This is a genomic window from uncultured Phenylobacterium sp., from assembly GCF_902826855.1.
Lineage (GTDB): Bacteria > Pseudomonadota > Alphaproteobacteria > Caulobacterales > Caulobacteraceae > Phenylobacterium.
The window spans coordinates 1-21599 of sequence record NZ_CADEGK010000066.1 but is presented as its reverse complement, the minus strand read 5'-3'; the positions used below and the strand labels follow the sequence as shown (position 1 = coordinate 21599).

22 protein-coding genes and 1 pseudogene are annotated in these 21599 nt (G+C 70.7%); 10 read left to right on the top strand and 13 right to left on the bottom strand.

Annotated elements, in window-relative coordinates:
* Both QZV94_RS11050 and QZV94_RS11045 read left to right on the top strand, forming a co-directional pair.
* Nucleotides 1–1923 (top strand): ATP-dependent DNA helicase (locus QZV94_RS11050; RefSeq protein WP_293677921.1); only part of this gene is annotated, 1923 nt, incomplete at its 5' end.
* A gap of 172 nt (nucleotides 1924–2095) precedes the next feature.
* Nucleotides 2096–3049, top strand: coding sequence for a hypothetical protein (locus QZV94_RS11045; RefSeq protein WP_293677920.1), 954 nt, complete (start codon nucleotides 2096–2098; stop codon nucleotides 3047–3049).
* On the opposite strand, the gene QZV94_RS11040 is transcribed toward QZV94_RS11045, so the two are convergent.
* The 6 genes from QZV94_RS11040 to QZV94_RS11015 all read right to left on the bottom strand — a co-directional run bounded on the left by QZV94_RS11040 (nucleotide 3046) and on the right by QZV94_RS11015 (nucleotide 7015).
* Nucleotides 3046–3465 carry an SRPBCC domain-containing protein gene (locus QZV94_RS11040; RefSeq protein ID WP_293677919.1) on the bottom strand — a complete coding sequence of 140 codons (420 nt, stop codon included), beginning with the start codon at nucleotides 3463–3465 and terminating at the stop codon, nucleotides 3046–3048. The genes QZV94_RS11045 and QZV94_RS11040 overlap by 4 nt on opposite strands.
* Nucleotides 3458–3763 carry a helix-turn-helix transcriptional regulator gene (locus QZV94_RS11035; RefSeq protein ID WP_293677918.1) on the bottom strand — a complete coding sequence of 102 codons (306 nt, stop codon included), beginning with the start codon at nucleotides 3761–3763 and terminating at the stop codon, nucleotides 3458–3460. Before QZV94_RS11035 ends, QZV94_RS11040 begins: the two co-directional genes overlap by 8 nt.
* A gap of 66 nt (nucleotides 3764–3829) precedes the next feature.
* Nucleotides 3830–4075, bottom strand: a complete 246-nt coding sequence (locus tag QZV94_RS11030; protein ID WP_293677916.1) for an EF-hand domain-containing protein — start codon at nucleotides 4073–4075, stop codon at nucleotides 3830–3832.
* Between the two features lie 25 nt (nucleotides 4076–4100).
* The gene (locus tag QZV94_RS11025) at nucleotides 4101–5030 is read right to left on the bottom strand and encodes a prephenate/arogenate dehydrogenase family protein (protein ID WP_293677914.1); all 930 of its coding nucleotides are present in this window, start codon (nucleotides 5028–5030) and stop codon (nucleotides 4101–4103) included.
* A 4-nt stretch (nucleotides 5031–5034) separates the two neighbouring features.
* On the bottom strand, nucleotides 5035–6162 hold the full coding sequence (hisC, locus tag QZV94_RS11020) for a histidinol-phosphate transaminase (protein WP_293677913.1): 1128 nt from the start codon (nucleotides 6160–6162) through the stop codon (nucleotides 5035–5037).
* Between the two features lie 46 nt (nucleotides 6163–6208).
* Nucleotides 6209–7015 carry a chorismate mutase gene (locus QZV94_RS11015; protein WP_293677912.1) on the bottom strand — a complete coding sequence of 269 codons (807 nt, stop codon included), beginning with the start codon at nucleotides 7013–7015 and terminating at the stop codon, nucleotides 6209–6211.
* Between the two features lie 171 nt (nucleotides 7016–7186).
* Between QZV94_RS11015 and QZV94_RS11010 the strand changes: the two genes are divergently transcribed.
* Complete coding sequence (locus QZV94_RS11010) at nucleotides 7187–8371, top strand: CaiB/BaiF CoA-transferase family protein (RefSeq protein ID WP_293677910.1); 1185 nt, start codon at nucleotides 7187–7189, stop codon at nucleotides 8369–8371.
* A 10-nt stretch (nucleotides 8372–8381) separates the two neighbouring features.
* Here QZV94_RS11010 and QZV94_RS11005 read toward each other — a convergent pair whose 3' ends face one another.
* Nucleotides 8382–9488, bottom strand: a complete 1107-nt coding sequence (locus QZV94_RS11005; RefSeq protein ID WP_293677908.1) for a response regulator — start codon at nucleotides 9486–9488, stop codon at nucleotides 8382–8384.
* 292 nt (nucleotides 9489–9780) lie between these two features.
* Between QZV94_RS11005 and queC the strand changes: the two genes are divergently transcribed.
* Together queC and queE are read left to right on the top strand one after the other, a co-directional pair.
* The gene (queC, locus tag QZV94_RS11000) at nucleotides 9781–10497 is read left to right on the top strand and encodes a 7-cyano-7-deazaguanine synthase QueC (protein ID WP_293677907.1); all 717 of its coding nucleotides are present in this window, start codon (nucleotides 9781–9783) and stop codon (nucleotides 10495–10497) included.
* Nucleotides 10494–11126, top strand: coding sequence for a 7-carboxy-7-deazaguanine synthase (gene queE, locus QZV94_RS10995; RefSeq protein WP_293677906.1), 633 nt, complete (start codon nucleotides 10494–10496; stop codon nucleotides 11124–11126). The genes queC and queE overlap by 4 nt, the downstream gene beginning before the upstream one ends.
* Nucleotides 11127–11133: 7 nt before the next feature.
* On the opposite strand, the gene QZV94_RS10990 is transcribed toward queE, so the two are convergent.
* The 4 genes from QZV94_RS10990 to QZV94_RS10975 all read right to left on the bottom strand — a co-directional run bounded on the left by QZV94_RS10990 (nucleotide 11134) and on the right by QZV94_RS10975 (nucleotide 14941).
* Complete coding sequence (locus QZV94_RS10990) at nucleotides 11134–11643, bottom strand: response regulator (protein WP_293677905.1); 510 nt, start codon at nucleotides 11641–11643, stop codon at nucleotides 11134–11136.
* A 189-nt stretch (nucleotides 11644–11832) separates the two neighbouring features.
* On the bottom strand, nucleotides 11833–12948 hold the full coding sequence (aroC, locus tag QZV94_RS10985; protein ID WP_293677903.1) for a chorismate synthase: 1116 nt from the start codon (nucleotides 12946–12948) through the stop codon (nucleotides 11833–11835).
* Nucleotides 12949–12995: 47 nt separating this feature from the next.
* Entirely contained in the window at nucleotides 12996–14165 is a 1170-nt protein-coding gene (locus QZV94_RS10980) for a hypothetical protein (RefSeq protein ID WP_293677902.1), read from the bottom strand.
* Between the two features lie 83 nt (nucleotides 14166–14248).
* Nucleotides 14249–14941 (bottom strand): J domain-containing protein, encoded by a 693-nt coding sequence (locus QZV94_RS10975; RefSeq protein ID WP_293677901.1) that lies wholly within the window; start codon nucleotides 14939–14941, stop codon nucleotides 14249–14251.
* Nucleotides 14942–15013: 72 nt separating this feature from the next.
* Between QZV94_RS10975 and pdxH the strand changes: the two genes are divergently transcribed.
* From pdxH to QZV94_RS10950, 5 genes are all read left to right on the top strand, one after another.
* Entirely contained in the window at nucleotides 15014–15688 is a 675-nt protein-coding gene (gene pdxH, locus QZV94_RS10970; RefSeq protein WP_293677900.1) for a pyridoxamine 5'-phosphate oxidase, read from the top strand.
* Nucleotides 15685–17166: a bifunctional aminoglycoside phosphotransferase/ATP-binding protein gene (locus QZV94_RS10965; RefSeq protein WP_293677899.1), complete on the top strand. Its 1482-nt coding sequence runs from the start codon at nucleotides 15685–15687 to the stop codon at nucleotides 17164–17166. The genes pdxH and QZV94_RS10965 overlap by 4 nt, the downstream gene beginning before the upstream one ends.
* 81 nt (nucleotides 17167–17247) lie before the next feature.
* Nucleotides 17248–18894, top strand: coding sequence for a long-chain-fatty-acid--CoA ligase (locus tag QZV94_RS10960; protein ID WP_293677898.1), 1647 nt, complete (start codon nucleotides 17248–17250; stop codon nucleotides 18892–18894).
* Between the two features lie 3 nt (nucleotides 18895–18897).
* Nucleotides 18898–19413 carry a GNAT family N-acetyltransferase gene (locus QZV94_RS10955; protein ID WP_293677897.1) on the top strand — a complete coding sequence of 172 codons (516 nt, stop codon included), beginning with the start codon at nucleotides 18898–18900 and terminating at the stop codon, nucleotides 19411–19413.
* A 166-nt stretch (nucleotides 19414–19579) separates the two neighbouring features.
* Nucleotides 19580–20386 carry a HEAT repeat domain-containing protein gene (locus tag QZV94_RS10950; RefSeq protein ID WP_293677896.1) on the top strand — a complete coding sequence of 269 codons (807 nt, stop codon included), beginning with the start codon at nucleotides 19580–19582 and terminating at the stop codon, nucleotides 20384–20386.
* On the opposite strand, the pseudogene QZV94_RS10945 reads toward QZV94_RS10950, so the two are convergent.
* Nucleotides 20383–21279, bottom strand: a pseudogene (locus tag QZV94_RS10945) (MBL fold metallo-hydrolase). The gene QZV94_RS10950 and the pseudogene QZV94_RS10945 sit on opposite strands and share 4 nt — an antisense overlap.
* On the bottom strand, nucleotides 21276–21599 hold a 324-nt coding region (locus QZV94_RS10940), incomplete at its 5' end, for a TIGR01244 family sulfur transferase (RefSeq protein ID WP_293677895.1). The pseudogene QZV94_RS10945 and the gene QZV94_RS10940, both read right to left, overlap by 4 nt.

Sequence of the window (21599 nt, the reverse complement as noted above, 5' to 3'; positions counted from 1 at the left end):
CGCGAGAACTACCTCTGCCTGCTGAACTTCCAGGAGCAGGCCAACGCCGCCCAGATGGGCGGGGCGGACCTCGTCGGCCTGGCGCTGACCTCGCGCTGGGCGCGGGTCACCCGCGACGGCGACATGACCGGCGGCGACTTCCCCGCCTGGCTGCCCACCCTGTTCGCGGTCGGCCCCACCGCCCAGGCCTCCGCCGCCAACCTGGTCGACCGGCGCGGCGAGTGCGTCCACGCCGGCTGCCAGCACTACCGCACCTGCTTCGTGGAGAAGGCGATCCGCGGCTCGCGCCGGGCCGACATCGTCATCGCCAACCACGCCCTGGTCATGAGCCAGGCGGCCTTCGACGGCGCGCGGGCCGCCCGCGGCTCCAAGGGCGACGCCGAGACCACCCACCTGAAGCGCATCGTCTTCGACGAGGGCCACCACCTGTTCGACGCGGCCGACAGCGCGTTCTCCGCCGCGCTCTCCGGCCAGGAGGCCGCGGAACTGCGCCGCTGGATCCGCGGGCCGGAGGGCCGGGGCCGCCGGGGTAGGGGCCTGGAAGCCCGCCTGCTGGACATCCTGGGCGACGCCGAGGACGCCCGCAGCCTGCTGGACGCCGCCGTCCACGCCGCCGCCGCCCTGCCAGGCGAGGGCTGGAGCGGCCGCATCGCGCCGCCCAACGGCGAGGTGAACCCACTGGGCCCGGTCGAGGCCTTCCTGGTGGCGATGATCGAGCAGCTGCGCGCCCGCGCGGCGCCCAGCGAGGTCGGCATGGAATGCGCCGCGCGCCCGGCGTTGGACCTGGTGCGCGACACCGCGCGCACCGCCGCCGCCGCCCTGGCCCGGATCGAGGCGCCGCTGCTGGCCCTGGCCCGCGCCCTGGAAGACCTGATGGACGCCGAGGCCGAGACCCTCGCCGCCTCCGAACGCGGCCGGATCGAAGGGGCTCTGAGGGGGCTCGACCGCCGCGCCCGCATGCAGCTTCCCGCCTGGCGCTCCATGCTCCAGGCCATCGACGAGAACGCCGAGGATGACCCGGACTTCGTCGACTGGTTCGACGCCAACTTCATGTTCGGCCGGGTGGTGGACGCCGCCTGCCGCCGCCACTGGGTCGACCCCACCGAGCCGCTGACCAACGCGGTCATCAAGCCGGCCCACGGCGTGCTGGTGACCAGCGCCACCCTGGCCGACGCCACCCTCGACGACCCCTTCGCGCTGGCCGAGATGCGCACCGGCGCCGCGCGCCTGCCCGAGCGGCCCAAGACGCTCAAGCTGGCCTCGCCCTTCGACTACGCCGCCCAGGCCCGCTGCCTGGTGGTGACCGACGTGGCCCGCGACGACGCCCGCCAGGTGGCCGCCGCCATGCGCGAGCTGTTCCTGGCCGCCGGCGGCGGGGGCATGGGCGTCTTCACCGCCATCCGCCGCTTGCGCGCCGTCCACGAACGCATCGCCGCCCCCCTGGCCGATCGCGGCCTGGCCCTCTACGCCCAGCACGTCGACCCGCTGGAGGTGGGCGCCCTGGTCGACATCTTCCGCGCCGAGGAGGACGCCTGCCTGCTGGGCACCGACGCGGTGCGCGACGGCGTCGACGTGCCGGGCCGGTCCCTGCGCCTCCTGGTCTTCGACCGCATCCCCTGGCCGCGTCCCGACATCCTCCACAAGGCGCGCCGCGCCCGCTTCGGCAACAAGACCTACGACGACGCCCTGGCCCGCGCCCGCATCGCCCAGGCCTTCGGCCGCCTGATCCGCCGCGAGGACGACAAGGGCTGCTTCGTCATGCTCGACGCCTCCAGCCCCACCCGCCTCTTCTCCAGCCTCCCCCCCGGCGTCGAACTCCAGCGCGTCACCCTGGTGGAGGCGATCGAGCAGGTGAGCGCGTTCCTCGGTCCCCCCTCCGCCGCCAACCCCCCAGCCGTCATCCCACGGTCAGCCGAAGGCTGATCCGGGGGACCCAAGCCGAGTTTGAGATTGCCGTACGCCGGCTTGGATCCCCCGGATCGCTGCGCGACCGTGGGATGACGGTTGGGGGCGAGTTGCCATTTCGTTCTTGCGCACGCCCGCCCCCATGGTCTAGCTTCCCGCTCATCCACGGTGCGGCGGGGGAACGATCAAGATGGGGCGATATCTGTGCGCGGTCCTCGCGCTCCTCATCCTGGCCGCTGTCCCGGCGCGCGCCGCCGTCGAGGACGCGGTCCTCAACAAGGAGGGCTTCTGGGCGAGCGACGTCGACAACGGCGTCTGCGCGGCCAGCATGACCCTGCAGGGCGGGACGATCTTCCTGCTGCGCGGCGACCAGGGCCAGGTCACCTTCGGCCTCTTCTCGGCGAAGGGCCCGATCCGCAAGGGCAAGGCGGGCCGCATCCAGACCGAGGCCTACGGCTTCGACTTCGAGCCCAGCTACGGCAAGGGCGCCGAGACGCTCTACTACGCCGGCGACTTCGACGCCCGGGCGCTGGCCGCGCTGCGCCTGGCCCGGCAGGCCCAGGTCCTCATCGACGGTCGGCCCGTGGCGTCGATGACCCTTGAAGGCACCGGCTTCGAAGGCGCCCTCGACGGCGTGATCGCTTGCTCGAAGGGCGAGGCGGGCTGGTGGGGCAAGGGCGTCCAGGCGGCAGGCGCCGAGGCGGCCGACGCGCCGCCGACCAACAAGGAAGGCGTCTGGTCCCTGGAAGCTGGCAAAGGCGCTTGCGTCGCCCATGCGATGGTGGGCGAGGACCGTCAGTTCCAACTCCTGGTCGCCGGGTCCCGGATCGCCCTCGCCGTCGGGGCGGTCGGCGACGGCAAGCTGCCTCGTGGCCGCCGCGGCAAGGCCGAGACCGACAGCTACGTGTTCGACTTCAAGCCGCAGTTCGATGACGACGACCTCTACATGGCCACCGCCGAGGCGATCGACAGCCAGTCGCTCTTCACCCTGCGCCGTGCCAAGTGGATCCGCCTTAAGGTCGACGGCCGCGTGCTGGTGGACGCCGGCCTGGAAGGCAGTGGCTTCCCCGAGCTCATCGACGCAGCCCTCGCCTGCGCCGCCGGTGAAAAGGGTTGGTGGGGCGAGGGGGCGAGGGCGCCCTAACCCAGCACCGCCTCCAGGCCGGCCAGGATCATCACCCAGCCCTGCGGCGTGGACTCCTGCCACTCCGGCGGCACGCCCTCGTGGGTCAGGGTGACCTCGCACCCGCCGTCGACGCCTACGAAGTCCAGCGTCACCCGCGTGTAGCCCGGATCGAACTGCGGCACTCCGAAGGTGAAGACGATCCGCCGCGGCCGGTCGATCACCTCGTACTCGCCCACGTGCGCCACGTCGCCCATCTCCGGGCGGCGGTCGGTGAAGTTGAAGCGGCCGCCGACGCGCGCGTCGATCTCGGCCTTGATCATCTGCCCGTCCGGCGTGGCGAAGGCGAACTTCGCCGCCGTCTTCGGGTCCAGCCACGCGTCGAACACCCGCTCGGGCGGATGGCGGTAGCGATGGCGAACGACGATGTCACCCATGGTCCAGGACCTCCTCCAGCCGGCCGAGCCTCCAGGCCCACAGCGCCTTCTGTTGCGTCATCCAGCCGATCGCCTCGTCCATCGGCCCCGGCGTCAGGCTGATGAAGTGCTCGCGCCCCGCCACGCGCCGGCTGACCAGCTTCGCCCGCTCCAGCATGCGCACGTGCTTGCTCACCGAATTCAGCGAGATCGCGAACGGCGCCGCCAGCTCCGTGACCCGCGACTCCCCCGCCGCCAACCGGGCCACGATCGCCCGCCGCGTCGGGTCCGCCAGCGCCTGCAGCGTCACGTCCAACATATTCACCTCTAGGGGTGAATAATGCTGAAAATGAGAGGCGGGTCAACCCCGCCCCCCTCGCCAGCCTCAGCCGGCCTCGCGCATCCGCTGGATCGCCGCCGCCAGCTCCGCCGCCGTGACCTTGCCGTCCTTGTTCGCATCCACCGCGTCGAACCGCTCGCCCGGCCGCCCCGCCGCCACCCACTCCGCCTTGCTCGCCGCCCCGTCCCCGTCCTTGTCCATCGCCCTCACAATCGCCGCCGGATCCGGCGCCTGGGCGAATGCCGCACCGGCCAGCAGGGCGGCAGCCGCGGCGAAGATCAGTGTGCGCATGAGGTCTCTCCGATGATGGCGAGGGTCAGTGTTTGCCGCGGTCGCGGCCGAAATTGGGCTCGGCGCTTTCCTGGCCCATGGCCACGATGCCCCGCCGAATCTCCCGCGTGCGGCTGAACAGCTCGAACAACTTGTCGCCTTCGCCCCAGCGGATCGCGCGGCTAAGCGCCTGCAAATCCTCGGTAAATCGCCCCAGGACCTCCAGAACCGCGTCCTTGTTGGTCAGGAAGACGTCGCGCCACATGGTCGGGTCGGAGGCGGCGATGCGCGTGAAATCCCGGAAGCCGCCAGCGGAGTACTTCATCACCTCGGCCTCGGCCACGCCTTCCAGATCGGCGGCCGTGCCGACAATGTTGTAGGCGATCAGGTGCGGCAGGTGACTGGTGATGGCCAGCACCAGGTCGTGGTGGCGGGCGTCCATCTCCTCGACCCGCGCCCCGATCGCGGTCCAGAAGTCCGTGAGACGCGCCACGGCGGCGCGGTACGGCTCGTCGGTCCGCGGATCGGGTGTCAGGATCGTCCAGCGGTTCTGGAAGAGCTCGGCGAACCCGGCGTCGGGCCCCGACTGCTCGGTGCCGGCGATCGGGTGGCCGGGGATGATGAACAGGCCGTCGGGGCAGGCGGCGGTCAGCGCCTCGGCCACCGCGCCCTTCACCGAGCCCACATCGGTGACAGTGGCGCCCGGCTTGAAGCCCGGGGCGGCAGCCGCGGCGGCGGCGCCCATGGACAGAACCGGCACGGCGAACACGACGAGGTCGGCGTCGCGCACCGCCTCGGCGGCGTCGCCGGTGACCACATCGGCCAGTTGCAGCTCGACGATCCGCGACCGGGCCTGTGCGGACGTCTCGGCGATGGCGATCTCGCCGACGCATCCCGCCTGGCGCGCCGCGCGGACGATCGACGATCCGATCAGGCCGCAGCCGATGACCGCCATCTTCGCGTAGATCGCGGTCATCGCGTCAGGCCTTCAGGAAGTCGCTGAGCGCGTCGACGACGGCGCGGTTGTGTTCCTCGAGCCCAATGGTGATGCGCAGGTGGGCCGGCAAGCCGTAGCTGCTGACCCCCCGCACGATCAGCCCGCGGCTCGCCAGGAAGGCCTCGGCCTCCGTGGAGGTGCGGCCCGGCGTCGTCGGGAACTCTACGAGCACGAAGTTGGCCTGCGACGGCACGACCTCCAGGCCGAGGCCGCCCAGCTGCTGGGTCAGCCAGGGCCGCCAAGTGGCCACGTGCTCGCGCGACCGCTCCTGGAACTCGACATCCGCCAGCGCCGCTACCGCGGCCTGTTGGGCGGCGATGGAGGTGTTGAACGGCGCTCGGATGCGGTCCACCGCGTCGGCGATAGGCTCGGGGCAGTAGGCCCAGCCGATCCGCAGCGCCGCCAGGCCGTGCAGCTTGGAGAAGGTGCGGGTGACGACGACATTGTCGTGGCCGCGCGCCAGGTCCATGCCGACATCGAAGCGCGGATCGGTGGCGAATTCGGCATAGGCGCCGTCCAGCACCAGCACCACATCGCTCCGCAGGCCGGCGTGCAGGGCCTCCAGCTCGTCTCGGGTCAGGAAGGTTCCGGTGGGGTTGGCAGGCTGGGTGATGAAGACCAGGCGCGTGCGGTCATCCACCTGCGCCAGGATTTCCTCTCCCGACATCTTATAGTTCGGCTCGGCGGCGTGGCGCACCTCGCCCTGGCACGCCCGCGCCCCGATGGAGTAGGCGGAAAAGCCGTATTGGCCCATGACGATGTTGTCGCCCGGCTCGATGAATACCTGGTTCAGCAGGTGCAGCAACTCATCGGAACCGTCGCCGAACACCAGCCGCTCGGGCTCTAGGCTGAAGTGCGCCGCCACGGCGGCCCGCAATGCGCTGGCCTGGCCGTCGGGGTACATGTGCAGGCTGTCGACCGCGGCCACGAACGCCGCGCGCGCCAGCGGGCTGGAACCCAGGATGTTTTCGTTGGACGACAGCTTCACTGGGTCAGCGACACCGTCGACCGTGGCCTTGCCGGGCGTATAGGCGTGGATGTCCAGGATCCCGGGCTTCGGAACGGGCTTGGGCGCGCGGGTGAGGGGTGGGGCTTCGCTGGAGGCGGGCATGCTCGGGACGGGTATGGAGAGGGCCGGTCGGCCGGAGGCGCCGTCTTTACACGTCCAGTGGCGCCGGCGCAGCCCCGATCACACCGGAGAGCCGACCCGGCGCGCGCGCCAGGCGCTCGTCGTCGCGCTGATAGAACCCGGCCAGGCAGAAGAGCTTCAGCCCACTGGCCTCGGCCACCAACGTCCCCGCCGCGCCATCGCGGCTGAGCGCGTCCTGGACGACGGCGGCGCTCTCCGGGGCGTCGGTGACCCAGAATGTACGGTCGTCGCCTGTCGGCTCGATGTCCACCGCAGCCATCGCCAGCGCTGACATCGGCCCCCAGGCGTTGAGGCAGGGCAGGGCTGCGAACACCTTCACCCGTGGCTCAGCCAGCAGGCGGCCCCACCAGGCGCTGTCAGGGGTGAGCGCGCAGACCGCGACACCGCCAGGCGTGCGCGCCTGGGCCAGCGCGTCCTCGGGCTTGGCGAGGGTAGCCAGTGGGGGGGCCGCGCCGAACCGGTGGCGGGCGAACTCGACAGTGCGCGCCGGGTCCTTGCCGCCCCAGACGCTGATATGGAACGGGCCCTGGCTCACCAGGCTGTCGCCGATCAGCTCGCGCCAGATGCGCACGACCAGGGAGGGACTGGCGGCGACGCGCTCCGCGGCGATCAGGCGGCGCAGGATGGCGGCCTCGCGAGCTGGCCGGAGGCCGAACTTGCCGCCGTCGCCGGCCGCCTCCTTGGCCGCCGCCACGGTGCGGGCGAGCGAGGCGCGCTCGTCGACGAGGCGCAGGAGTTCGGTGTCCAGCGCGTCGATGCGCTGGCGCACGGCCTCCAATGAAAGCGGTTGGCCCGCCGTCTTCGCCTTGGACATAAACGCCCCCGAAATCGAGCCCGCGACCTAAGTCATTGCAGCGGGGGGTGCAATAGGCCGCTTCGACGCAAGAAAGTTGCAGGTGGGACGGCCGTTAGGGCTCTGGACAGGCGGCGACTAGACTGCCGCCGGGTCATTCGGGACGGGATGTGGGCCAGACGGAGATGCGCGATGTCCAAGGGCTTGTTTGGCGACCTTCTGGTGATCGACTGCGCGAGTTTCATCGCAGGGCCGGCCGCGGCGACGGTGATGAGCGACTACGGCGCCCGGGTGATCAAGATCGAGCCGCCCGGGATCGGCGACGCCTACCGCAACCTCTTCCGGCTACGCGGCACGCCCGACGACGTCGACTACTTCTGGACCGTTAGCTCGCGCAACAAGGAGAGCCTCGCGCTGGACCTGCGGCGGCCGGAAGGACAGGCGGTCCTGCGCACCCTTGTGCAGAAGGCCGACGTCTTCATCACCAACCTGCCTTTCCCGGCGCGCGAGCGGCTGACCGTGCGGGCCCAGGACCTGATGCCCCTGAACCCGCGGCTGATCTACGCCTCGCTATCGCCCTACGGCGAGCATGGGCCGGAGCGGGACCGGACAGGCTTCGATGCTACGGTCTGGTGGGCGCGCTCGGGCCTGATGGACATGGTGCGTCCCAGCGCGGGGGCGGAGCCGGCTCCGTCCATGCCAGGCATGGGCGACCACCCGACCGCCATGGCCATGTATGGGGCGATCGTGACGGCGCTCTACAAGCGCCAGCTCACCGGTGAGGGGTCGGAGGTCGCGACGTCGCTGTTGGCGAACGGACTGTGGTCCAACGCCTGCCAGGTTCAGGCGGCGCTCTGCGGCTATGAGTTGATGGAGCGTCCACCGCGGGGGTATCGCGGCGCCCTGAACGAGATGTACCTCGCCGCCGACGGCCGCCAGTTCATCATCTCAAGCACCAATCCCGCGCGCGACTGGCCGCTGCTGGCGAAGGCGATGGGTCGGGCGGATTGGCTGGAAGATCCGCTGTTCGCGACGCCGGAAGCTCGCCTGGTCAACGGCCCCCTCCTGGTGAGCAGTTTCGACGAGCTGTTCGCCCAGCAGCCCTTCGAACACTGGGCCAAGGTGCTGCACGAAGGCGACGTGACGTTCGGCATTGTCGGGACGGTCTACGACCACCTGGCCGACGATCAGATCGACGCGAACGGCTTCTTCCCGGAGATCACCGATAGCTGGCTGCGCACCGTGGACAGCCCCTTCCAGGTCGTCGGTGAGACCAAGGCCGCGCCGCGCATGGCGCCTGGGATCGGCGAGCACACCCGGGCGCTGCTGGAAGAGTTCGGCTGCACGCCCGCGGAGGTGGCGGCCCTCCTAGCCTGAAACGACGCGCCTAGGCCGCGGCGGACTGGCCGCCGGGGTCGAGGGCCTGCTGCAAGGCGGTGAGCAGGTGCTCGGGCTTCATCGGCTTTTCGACGACGCCGTTCATGCCGGCGGCGAGATAGGCCTCGGCGTCCTCGGGATCGGCGTTGGCGGTAAGGGCGATGATCGGCGTCACGCCGACGCGGCCGGGCATGGCGCGGATCAGCCGCGTGGCCGCTACCCCGTCCATGCGCGGCATCTTTATGTCCATCAGGATCAGGTCGAAGCGGCCGGAGCTGGCGGCTTCGACCGCCTCCTCCCCGTCCTCGGCGGACTCGCAGGTGCAGTCGAACATCTCGACCAGCGATTGGGCGACCATGCGGTTGGTGGCGTTGTCGTCGACCACCAGGATGTGGGCGGCGCGGCCAGCGTCCGCCTGGGGTTCGGCGACGGTGTCGGGAATCAGCGCCAGCTTCATTTCGAAGGCGGCGGTGTCGGAGGCGCCGGCGTTGGCTTCCTTGCGCAGCTCGCCATCCATCCCAGCCAGGATGCGACGGGCCAGCATGGCGCCGATAGCCACTTCCAGGCCCAAGCGCTCCTCGATGGAGCGGATGCGGGTCTCGGTGTCCTTCGCGTCCCAGCCGACATCGCGCGGTCCGCGGATGCGGCCCTCGAGGCGCACGAAGTCGGGGCCCGGGTAAGCGTAGAGACCGGCTTCCACCGCCCCCCGCGCCTGGGCGCCCACGGCCTCGCCGATAAAGCCGTCGAAGATCTGCAGCAGGCGCTTGCGGTCAGCCATGGCGGCTGCGTCAGGGTCGCCGTCGTAGGCCACCAGGAGGGTCACGCCTGCGGCGGCCGCGCGGGGCTGCCAGCGCGCCTCGATCTCGTCCATCACCTCGCGCAGGCGCACGGGCTCCAGCTCGAGCACCACGCCCTTCAGCGCGATGCCCTTCAGATCCATGGCTGCCTCGAGCATGCGCGACACGCCTGCGGCGGCCGCGTCGATGCTGTCGACGCAGGCTTCCCCGTCGGCGGTCAGGCGCTGGCGCGACAGCTGCCCGGCAAGCGCGCGGACGCCATCCATCTGCTGACGGATGTCGGACGTCACGCGGTCGAAAAAGAAGTCGGGCAGGGACATGGACCGCCTGGGACGGAGGACTAGGTACCCATTTTGGGCAGGTACGGCTTGCGTAGAGGTTAAGCGGCTCCGGATTTGCCTGGGTTTTCGTCAGTTCCTGCGCCCCAAAGGGGGCCGGATCTCCGAAATCAGCGAAACAGGGCCGCGAATCGCTCTGTCATTCGAGGATTCGGCCCGCGACCCACGCGGTGGTTGGCCCAGAGGAGCACGGCAGGCGCGCGCCGGACCGTTGACCCACTGACGCCCCCCGCGGCCGCTTTCCAGGGCCGGGCTTCCGGCCCATATGGGGCGCATGAACCCCGGCGCGCTCGTGCTCTTTTCCGGCGGCCAGGATTCCACGGCGTGCCTCGCCTGGGCCCTGGACCGCTATGCCCGCGTGGAGACTGTCGGCTTCGATTACGGCCAGCGCCATGTCGTCGAGCTGCAGGCGCGCCTGGCGGTTCGGGCGCGGGTGGCCCGCGAATTTCCGCAGTGGGCCGTCCGCCTCGGCCCGGACCACCTGCTCGACATCACCGCGTTCGGGGCCTTGGCCGACACCGCCATGACCACCGAGCGTGCGATCGAGGTCACCGACAAGGGCCTGCCGTCGACGTTCGTGCCGGGCCGCAACCTGGTGTTCCTCACCTACGCCGCCGCCCTGGCCGACCGGCGAGACTTGAAAGTCCTGGTGGGTGGGATGTGCGAGACGGACTTCTCCGGGTACCCGGATTGCCGCCGCGCGACGATCGACGCCATGGAGGCGGCGTTGAACCTGGGCATGGAGCAGACCTTCCGCATCGAGACGCCCCTGATGTCGCTCACCAAGGCGCAGACGTGGGCGCTGGCCAAGACCTTGGGCGGCGATCCGCTGGTGGCGATCACCGTCGAGGAGAGCCACACTTGCTACCTCGGGACGCGCGGCACGCGGCGTGAGTGGGGTTACGGCTGCGGCGCCTGTCCTGCCTGTGAGCTGCGGCGGCGGGGCTACGAGGCGTGGACCCGCGACGGACAGCCGGTGCTGACGCCATGAGCTACGCGGTCAAGGAGATCTTCCTGACGCTGCAGGGCGAGGGCGGCCAGGCCGGGCGGCCGGCGGTGTTCTGCCGCTTCGCCGGCTGCAATCTTTGGAGCGGCCGGGAGCAGGATCGCGCCGCGGCGGTGTGCACCTTCTGCGACACGGATTTCGTCGGCCTGGACGGCTCCGGCGGCGGCCGCTTCGACGACGCCGAGGCGCTGGCTGATGCGGTGCAGGCGGCCTGGCGCGGCGGCGCGGCTGAGCGTCTGACGGTTCTGACCGGAGGCGAGCCGCTGCTGCAGGTCGACGAAGGCTTGGTGACCGCGCTGCACGCGCGCGGCTTCTCCATCGCGCTGGAGACCAACGGCACGCTGCCGGCGCCGGCCGGAATCGACTGGATCTGTGTCAGTCCCAAAGCCCAGGCTCCTGTGGTCCAGACGCGCGGTCAGGAACTGAAGCTGGTGTATCCCCAGCCGGGCGTGGACCCGGCGCGCTTCGAGGGCCTCGACTTCGAGACCTTCCGCCTCCAGCCGATGGACGGGCCCGAGCGCGAAGCCAATACCGCAGCGGCGATTGCCTATTGCCTGGCCCACCCGCGCTGGCGGCTCAGCGTCCAGACCCACAAGTACCTGGGCATCGCCTGACCCCAGCCTAGCTGGCGTTCGAGATTTCCCTCTGCGCGTCGGTCGATCGGCGGAACGGGCCCTGGTACTTGGCATCGTGGCGCCGCCGCCGGTCAGGGCCGAAGTAGTCGTCGCTGCGGACGTAGGGCCGGGGGTGCTCCACCGCCTGGTGCAGCCGCTCGATCACCCCGCGCGCGGTCAGCGGCTTGGCCAGGAACTCGTTCACGCCGGCCTCGCGGGCCTCGTTCACCCGGGCGAAGGTGGAGTGGCCGGTGATCATGATCACTGGGGCCATCTGGTTCGGACTGTCCGGCGAGTTCCGGAGAAGGCGGACGAAATCGATGCCATCCAGGGGCTGCATCGACAGGTCCGTCATGACGATGTCGACCGGGTGGTCCCGCATCATCTGCAGGCCCTCGGCGCCATCGTTGGCCTCGAAGATGTCCTTCACGCCGATGGCGCGCAGGATCTCGGCGAGCAACACCCGCATGTAGTGGTTGTCATCCACCAGAAGGATCTTCAGGAGGTCGTAACGCACGCGATCTCGTCTATGGGGTCCGGCTTGGTGGTCCACGTAACAGGGCCGCAATCTGCCCCGAAAGTGGATGGTGGCTGATTAAGGTGACCCGTGTTAGCCGGTCAATCGAATATCGTGGTTATACGAACTGAAATCGCCGATTGATCAGAGGCTTGCAACCCGCGCGGTGTCCCAGGCCCGGTGTCAGCGTTAAAGTTGCGCACCCGACACATTCGCGTGTTCTCCGGTCTGGCCTCTGTGTCGCAAATAGGCATCGGCCAGGACGCAGGCGGTCATCGCTTCCACCACCGGAACGGCGCGCAGGCCGACGCACGGGTCATGGCGGCCCTTGGTGCGCAGGTCGATTTCCTCGCCCGCCTCGTTGATGCTGCGGCGAAGGGCCAGGATCGAGGACGTGGGCTTGAAGGCCACGCGCGCCGTGACCGGTTGGCCGGTGGAGATGCCGCCCAGGACGCCGCCTGCCTGGTTGGACAGGAACATCGGCCCGCCATTGCCCATCCGCATCTCGTCGGCGTTCTCCTCGCCGGAGAGGGCGGCGGCGGCGAACCCGGCGCCGATCTCCACGCCCTTGGCGGCGTTGATCGACATCAGGGCGGCGGCGAGCTCCGCGTCGAGCTTGCCGTAGATCGGCGCGCCCCAGCCGGCGGGAACCCCCGTCGCCTCCATGGCCACGATCGCGCCGGTGGACGATCCGGCCTTGCGGACCTTTTCCAGGTGCGCCTCCCAGACCGGGACGATGTCGGGGTCGGGCGCCCAGAACGGGTTGTCGCCGGTCACGGCGAAGTCGATCCGGGCCGGATCGACCGCGTGCGGTCCGATCTGCACCACACAGCCGCGGATGGTCACGCCGGCCAGGATCTTGCGCGCGATGGCGCCGGCCGCCACCCGCGCGGCCGTCTCGCGGGCGGACTGCCGCCCGCCGCCGCGATAGTCGCGCACACCGTACTTGGCGAAGTAGGCGTAGTCGGCGTGGCCGGGCCGGAAGGCGGTGGCGATGTCGGAATAGTCGCGGCTGCGCTGATCGACGTTGTCGATGATCATCGAGATTGGCGTGCCGGTGGTGACCTGGCCATCGGTGCGCGCGTCCTCGAACACCCCGGAGAGGATGCGGACGGCGTCCGGCTCCTGGCGCTGGGTGACGAACTTGCCCTGGCCCGGCCGGCGGCGGTCGAGCCACGGCTGGATGTCGGCCTCCGTCAGCGCGATCCCCGGCGGGCAGCCGTCGACGACACAGCCCAGCGCCGGCCCGTGGCTCTCGCCCCAGGTGGTCACGCGGAACAGGTGGCCGAAGGTGTTGTGGCTCATGGCGGTGCTTCTCTACCGGACCCCGCGATTTGCGCCAATCGCGCCGATCAGGGCGGCGGGCCGCCCAGGGTCTGGGCGAAGAAGCGGAGGGCGGCTTCGAGGGCGGAGCGGTGGGTCTCGCCGCGGGGGACGGTGACGGTGCAGAGGTCGGGCGCGATGGCCTCGCCGGCGGGGGTGCAGCGGGACAGGAAGTCGTAGTGACCCACGCCGGGCAAGGCCTTCAGCCGGGCGCCGGGGATGGCGCGGGCCGCGGCGCTGCCGTTGGTGTTGGGTGGCGCGACGTCGTCGGCGACGCCCAGGATGATCGACACGGGCGTGCGCAGGGCGCGAAGGCTGGCGGGGTCCAGCGCCTGAACGATGGCCGGCGCCATGACGAAGGCGGCGCGCACCTCCGGCAGGCTGAGGTCCCCGCGCGAACGCGCAACCGCCGCGGCGGCCTCGGGCGAGGCCAGGACAGCCTGCTCCGCCTCCCTACTGACCGCGAACTCCCGCTGCGGCGCGCACACGCCGTCCTGTGGGCGATCGGCGCAGAACTGCTGCAGGCGGTCGAGGTCGACGCGCGCGCCCGCCGCCGCCAGGCTGGTGAAGCCGCCCGCGGAGAAGCCGGCCACGCCCACGCGCAACATGTCCAGCCTGCGGCCGAGTTCGGGATCGGCCCTCACCTTCGCCAGGGCGACGGCAAGATCGGCCGGACGCTCCCAGAAAAGCGTGGCGCCCGCCACGGTCATCGGATCCGCGCCGTTGTTTCCGGGATGATCAACGGCGATGACAATGTAGCCCTGGGCGGCCAGCACGGTCCCGAACCAGCCCATCATCCGCGCTGTCCCGCCGAAGCCGTGCGAGAGCAGGATCACCGGCCGGCGGCGATCGTCGGCGAAGGCCCCGTCCGGCGCCGACTCGCCGACATAGAACAGCGGCCGGTCAGGCGGTCCGATCGTCAGGTCCTGCTCCTGGGCCATGTCGGACGCCGGGTGCCAGACGGTGATGCGGATCACGTCACGGCGCTCCGAGTCGCGCAGGACCGCGCGTGGATCGTGCGCCTGCATGTGGCGTTCGCCGACCGGGTAGGCCTGGGCGAGGCCGGCCCACAGGCACATCCCGAACGTCAGTATCGCCGCGACCCCAATTCTCATGGCCTGGGTGTAGCCACGGCTCAGCTCCCGGTCGAGGCGTAGCGCGTCATGGGCCAGGCGCTCGTCGTAGGGCACGCGGCCCACGACCACGACGCCCCCTGCGGAAGGCCGCAGGCTGTAGGAACGTCGCCGACGCCGGTCAACGGCGCCGCTTCGGTCAATCTCGGTCAGGCCGCCCAGGCCGCGGCGAAGCGGCGGAGGAGGGCGAGCGCCGCGCTGTCAGCCAGGCCGGGGCTGGCGCAGAGGCGCAGGAAGAGGTGGCCCTGGGCGCGGCGGCCGCGGGCGGGCAGACCCTCGCCCTCCACGCGGACCAGGCCGCGCTCGGCGGCCTTCCTGTCGATCCAGACGCTGCGGCGGCCCAGCGGCGTGTCCAGGCTGACGCGACCGCCCTTCTTCAGGAGGCCCGGTGCGACCTTCACGGTCATCCAGAGGTCGTCGCCGCGCACGATGACGCCGTCCTGGGCGCGGATGTAGATGCAGAGCTCGGCCTCCCCCGCGCGAACCTTGTCGCCGGAGCGCAGGCCGGCGGGCAGGGTGATGCGGATCATGTCGCCGTCGGGCAGGCGGTGGTCGACCTCGCCGCCCTCCAGGGCCACCTCCGGGGAGATCTCCAGGTCCGGCTCGGGGGTCGGTCGCGCACGGGCCGGGGCGTGGACCAAGCGCTCGCTCAGCGGGTCCTGGAGGCGGTTGTAGGCCTCGACGACCTGATGGAAGGCGCTCTCGTCGCCGCCGGTGTCGGGATGGGCTCGTTTGGCGGCCTCGCGGAACGCCTGGCGGACCTCCGCCGGGGTCGAGGCGGAACTCACGCCCAGCACCTCGCGGGCGTCCTTCAGGGTAAATTCCAGCACCGGCCGGCTCATGGCTGGAAAGCCTAAGTCCAAGGCCCTCAACGGTCCGTTAAGGCCTCGCGCCTGCGCGGCCGGGCGCGCTATATGCGAAGCGTGACCGAGAAGACCCTGATCCCCCCGTCGCCCAGCGAGGACGACTACGTCCGCCAGGTGGCCGCCGCCGAGCCCCCGCCGCTGCTTAGCGAGACGGACCCGTTCGCCCTATTCGACGACTGGTTCGCAGAGGCGCTCAAGAAGGAGCCGAACGACGCCAACGCCATGTCCGTGGCGACCGTGGACGCCCACGGCCTGCCGGACATCCGCATGGTGCTGCTCAAGGGGGCAGACCGAGACGGCTTCGTTTTCTACACCAACCTGCAAAGCGCCAAGGGCGAGGAGCTTGCCGCCAATCCGAAGGCGGCGCTGCTGTTCCACTGGAAGTCGCTGCGGCGTCAGGTCCGGGTGCGCGGAGCGGTCACGCCGACGACGACGGAGGAGGCGGACGCCTATTTCGCCAGCCGCGCGCGGCCGGCGCAGCTGGGCGCCTGGGCGTCGGACCAGTCGCGGACGCTGCCGGATCGGATGGCGCTGGAGAAGCGGATCGCCGAGGTGGGCCTACGCTTCGGGCTGGGGAAGGTGCCGCGCCCGCCGCACTGGTCGGGGTTTCGCGTGCGGCCGCAGTCCATCGAGTTCTGGCGCGACCGACCGTTCCGCCTGCACGAGCGGCTCTTGTTCGAAATCGCTCCCGGTGGCTGGACCACGCGCAGGCTGTTTCCTTGACCGGAGCCTTGGAGGCGGAACTCGTCGCCTGGCTGGGCGGAGCCAGCGACCGCACCATCGACACCGCCTGCGCCCACGTGTTCCTGAGCCCCGAGCGGGCGCTGAAGATCAAGCGCCACGAAGACCTGGGCTACGTGGACTTCTCCACGGCGGAGCGCCGGCAGTGGGCGCTGGAACGCGAACTCGAGTTCAACCGCCCGACGGCCCCGGACATCTACCGCGCCGTGCGCCGCATCACCCGCGAGGCGGACGGCTCCCTGGCCATCGAGGGGGCGGGCGAGACCGTCGACCACCTGCTGGAGATGCGGCGGTTCGACGAAGGTGCAGTGCTTTCGGCGCGTCCGGACTCGGTCGACGGGGCGTTGGCGGAGATGCTCGGTCGAACCATCGCCGACTTCCACGCGGCCGCGCCCCTGCGGCCCGCCGGAGGCCTCACCGCGATCAGCTGGACCGTAGGTTCCAACGCCGGCCTGCTGCGCGATATCCCGGCGCTGGATCAGGGCCGGGTCGAGACCATGATCGCACTTACCGAAGCGGAGCTGGAGCGCCAGGCGCCGCTCCTGGCGCACCGGTCGGCCACCGGCTTCGCGCGGCGCTGCCACGGCGACCTGCACCTGGGGAACATCCTGCTCGAGGGCGGTCTTCCGGTGCTGTTCGACTGCATCGAGTTCAGCGACCTGCTCTCGGACCTCGACGTGTTTTACGACCTGGCCTTCCTGATCATGGACCTGGACTTCCGCGGCCGCCGCGACGCCGGCGTGCGGGCGCTGTCGGCCTATCTCGACGAGGCGGCGCGCAGCTTCCCGGCGGAGCTGTGGGATGGTCTGACCGCGCTGCCGCTGATGCTGGCCACGCGCGCCGCCGTGCGCGCCCACGTCTCGGCCCACTCGGGCGATCCGCGGGTCGCTCAGGCCTACGTCGAGGCGGCCATCGCCCACCTGGCCCCGCCGCCGCCCGTGCTGGCCGCCGTCGGCGGCCTCTCCGGCTCGGGCAAGTCGCGGTTCGCAAGAGGGATTGCGCCCGCCCTTGGGGCTTCGCCCGGAGCGGTGATCCTGCGCACCGACGAGATCCGCAAGCGCCTGATGGATGTGCAGCCCCTGCAGCGGCTGCCGTCGCAGGCCTACGCCGCCGAAATCACCGCGCGCACCTACGACACCATGATCGACAACGCGCGGGCGCTGCTGAAGGCCGGCCGCGCGGTGGTGCTGGACGCCACCTTCATCGATCCGGCGCTCCGCGGTCGCGCGGAGGCGCTGGCGGCGGAGTGCGGCGCGCCGTTCCACGGCGCCTGGCTGGAGGCTCCAATCGAGGTGCTGGAGGCCAGGGTCGCCAGCCGCCAGGGCGATGCGTCCGACGCGACGGTGGCGGTGCTGCACGACCAGATCGCCCGCCTGGCGGAGCCGGTCACCTGGCCCAAGGTCGACACCGATGCGCCCAACGAGGTTGTCGTGAAGACCTGGCTAGCGGCCCACGCCTGAGACCGGGCCGTTGCGGAGGCCGCGTCCGCTGACTAATCCTGGCGGGTAACTGACGAGCGATAAGTCGCGGGAGACTTGGCCATGCTGGGCCTGATGCAGAACTGGCCGCTGACGGTCGACAAGATCCTCGACCACGCCGCCAACTGGCACGGCGACCGCGAGATTGTGAGCCGCTCGCTCGAGGGGCCTATCGTGCGACAGACGTGGGCGCAGACCCAAGCGCGTGCGAAGCGGATCTCGAATGCGCTGAAGGGCCTGGGCATCCGGGTAGGCGACCGGGTCGCGACCCTGGCTTGGAACACCGGCCGCCATGTCGAGACCTGGTACGCGATCATGGGCATGGGGGCGGTCTGCCACACGCTGAACCCGCGGCTGTTCGCCGACCAGCTCTGCTACATCATCAACCACGCCGAAGACCGGATCATCTTCACGGACGTGACGTTCCTGCCGATCCTGGCCGAGAACCGCGCCAGGATGCCGACCGTCGAGCACTTCGTGGTGATGACCGACCGCGAGGGGATGAAGGGCGTGACCCTGCCGGACGCGCTGTGCTTCGAGGACCTGGTCGACCAGAGCGCGCCCGACTTCGAGTGGGGCGGGTTCGACGAGAATACCGCCTCCAGCCTCTGCTACACCTCGGGAACGACCGGGCATCCTAAGGGCGTCCTCTACTCCCACCGCTCGAACTTCCTGCACACACTCTCGACCCTGGGCGTGGACGTCATGGGTCTGTCCGGCCGCGACACGGTGCTGCCGGTGGTGCCGATGTTCCACGCCAACGCCTGGGCGCTGGCGTTCAGCTGCGCGGCGGCCGGCTGCAAGCTGGTCCTGCCGGGGGCGAAGATGGACGGGGCATCGGTCCATGAACTGCTGGAGAGCGAGGGCGTCACCTTCTCGGCGGCGGTGCCCACGGTCTGGCTGGGCCTCCTGCAGCACCTGCGCGCCACCGGCGGCAAGCTCTCGACCCTGAAGCGGGTGGTGATCGGGGGCTCGGCGGTGCCAGAGGCCATCGTGCGCGGCTTCCGTGACGAGTTCGGCGTCGACGTGACCCATGCCTGGGGCATGACCGAGATGTCGCCGATGGGCACCATCTCCTCGCCCACGGCCAAGGTCGCCGCGATGAGCGCCGACGAACAGCTGCGCTACAAGCTGAAGCAGGGGCGCCCGATCCTGGGGGTGGAGATGAAGCTGGTCGACGACGCCGGCCATCGCCTGCCCCACGACGGGACCACGTTCGGGCGGCTGATGGTCAAGGGCCCCGCGATTTCGAGCGGCTACTTCAAGGGCGACGGCGGCCAGATCCTGGACGAGGGGGGCTTCTTCGACACCGGCGACGTGGCCACCATCGAACCCGACGGCTACATGCAGATCACCGACCGGGCGAAGGACGTCATCAAGTCGGGCGGCGAGTGGATCTCGACCATCGAGATCGAGAACATCGCGGTGGGCCACGAGAAGGCCGCCGTCGCCGCCGTGATCGGGGCCTATCACCCGAAGTGGGATGAGCGGCCGCTGCTCCTGGTGCAGCTCAAGCCCGGAGCGCAGGCGACGTTGGAGGAGTTCCTGCAGTTCCTGGAGGGCAAGATCGCCAAGTGGTGGATGCCCGACGACGTGGTCTTCGTCGACGAGATCCCCCTAGGCGGCACGGGCAAGATCGACAAGAAGCTGATCCGCGAGCGGATGAAGGACTACGTCCTGCCCACGGCGAAGGTGACCGCGACGGCCTGAGCGATGGTGGAGCTCACCGAAGCCGCACCTTCCGACTATCCGGAGATCATCGCCCTGACCAACCGCGCCTACCGCGAGGCGGCCGGGCAGACGGGGTGGAAGGTGGAAACACTGGTGGCGGGTCAGCGGATCGACGCCTCGCTGCTGGCCGAGGACCTGGCGGCGCCCGGCGCGGTGCTGCTGGTCGCCCGCGACGCCATGGGCCGGGTCGGCCATGTGCGACTGGACGACCAGGGCGGTGGCGCCTGGTATCTCTCGATGCTGACGGTGGACCCGGCGCGCCAGGACGGCGGCCTCGGCCGGGAGATCCTCGCGGCGTGCGAGGCGTGGGCGCGCCAACGCGGCGCGACGCGCATGCGGATGTCGGTGCTGCGTCAGCGTGCGGAACTCATCGCCTGGTACGGCCGCCGCGGCTACCGGCCCACCGGCGAGGAGAAGCCGTTCCCCTATGTTGACGCCCGCTTCGGGGTCCCCACCCGCGACGACCTTGCCTTCGTAGTGCTGGAGAAGGCGCTCTGACCGTCGGTCTTGTCACCCGCTGCAAGGTTTGCTCATCTGCGCTGGCGCGATGCGGTCGCGCCCGGTCCGCGGGAAGGGCTTAGCCCACCGACATCTGATGCTGGTTCGACCTGACCCTTCTTTCCTGCCCGTCACGCGGACGCCGGGCGATGGAAGGAGGTCGTCGATGACCCCGCCCCCACGTCCCAACCTCGAATGGCTGCGCAATGCCGCCCGATCCCTGCTGAAATCCCTGCGCGCCGGGGACGCCGCGGCCCTCGGCCGCCTGCGCGCGCACCTGCCGGGCGCAGCGACGCCGATGCTCAGTCATGCCCAGCTGGTCGTGGCCCGCGAGCAGGGCTTTCCAAGCTGGGCGGCGATGAAGGCTGGGGTCGAAGCGCGCCGGGCCGCGCTGCGCACGAGGGCTCCGTCGCGCCGCCGCGCCATCGCCCAGGCTGTGCTCGACCAACTGATCGCGGACGCCCGGACGGGCGATCCGAAAGTGATGGCCGATCGTCCCGGCGTAGGGACGTGGTGCAGCAAGATGGTCCGCGACATGCTGGAGGTCCGGCCGGACGACCGTGCCGCCGTGATCGCGACGCTACTCGCAGGGCTCGGCCACCCCAATCCGCGCGTGCGGTTCGAATGCGCCCACGCCCTCGACACCTTCGGCGACGCCTCCTGCCGCGCGCCTCTGGTCGCCCTGATGGACGATCCGGTGCCGAGGGTCCGGTGGATGGCCATGCACGCGCTCAGCTGCGACGCCTGCAAGGACGACCTGTTCGGCGACGACGACGGCGTCCGCGCGCGGATCGCCGCCCGGGTCCTGGGCGACCCCAGCGTGCAGGTGCGTCGCCACGCGGTCCGGGCGGTGTTCGCGGCGGGTGGCGCCCATGCGACGGCGACCCTCGACGCCGTCCTCGTCCGCGACGCCGATCCGATCGTGCAGAAGTATGCGCGGACGGCCCTGCGGCGCCTCGGGCGGCGCAGCTAGCCCAGACGGTACTCGCTGTCCGCGCCGGGCGGCCCCTCGGTGACCAGCTCCCCCTGGCGCACCAGGTGGATCATCGCCGCCAGCATGGAGCGGGAGGCGGCCGGCCAGAGCTTGGGGTCCACATCGACGTAGAGGCGCGGGATCAGGTCGCGGATGCGGGCAGGGCCGGTCCGCAGCGCCGTCGTGATCTGGTCGATGCGCTCCTGACGATGTGCGGCATAGGCGGCGACAAAGGCGTCGACATCGCGGATCGGCGGGCCGTGGGTGGGCCACAGGGTGTCGAACCGCCGCGCGCGGATCCGATCCAGGCTCGCGAGGTAGTCGGTCATGTCGCCATCCGGCGGGGTGATGACCGTCGTCGACCAGCCCATGATGTGGTCGCCGGAGAACAGGCAGTTCTCCTCCTTCAGCGCATAGCAGATGTGGTTGGACGTGTGGCCGGGCGTCGGGATCGCCTCCATCGTCTAGCCCTTGCCCGCCACCTCGCCGCCGCCGCAGAGGCTGATGTCGGGGCGGAAGTCGTGGTCGTGGCCGGCCTCCATCTTCACCTCGCCGGTATCGTCCTCTTCAGGGCCCACGACCGCGCAGCCCCAGATCGGGGCCCCGGTGGCGGCCTTCAGCGGACCGGCCAGCGGAGAGTGGTCCGCGTGGTGGTGGGTGATCAGGATGTGGGTGACCGTCTCACCGGCCACGGCGGCCAGGATCGCGGCCAAGTGGGCCGGGTCGTCGGGGCCCGGGTCGATGACGGCGACCTCGCCCTTGCCCACAATGTAGGTGCCGGTGCCCCTGAAGGTGAAAGGGCCAGGGTTGTTGGCGGTGACCCGGCGGATCAGGGGCGAGACCTGGTCGCAGCGGCCGTACTCGATGTCGATCTCGCGGACGTAGGGGATCATGCGCCCAGCACGCCGGTCAGGTCGTACCCCGCGCCCCTGGCCAGGCCCACCAGGTCACTGCGGCTGATGGCCCCTGACGTTGCCTGGCTGAGCGACCAGGTGACGATCGAGCGCGTGCCGGAGCGGCAGAAGGCCAGCACCGGTTCCTCCGCCTCCTGCAGGACCGCCTGGGTGGCCTCCACCTGCTCAGGCGTCGGGCCGCCGCGGACCGGGATGTGGTGGTAGGCGAGGCCGGCGGCCTTCGCGGCCGCCTCGATCTCGGCGGCGGAGGGCTGGGCGGGGTCCTCGCCGTCGGGGCGGTTGTTGATGATGGTCTTGAA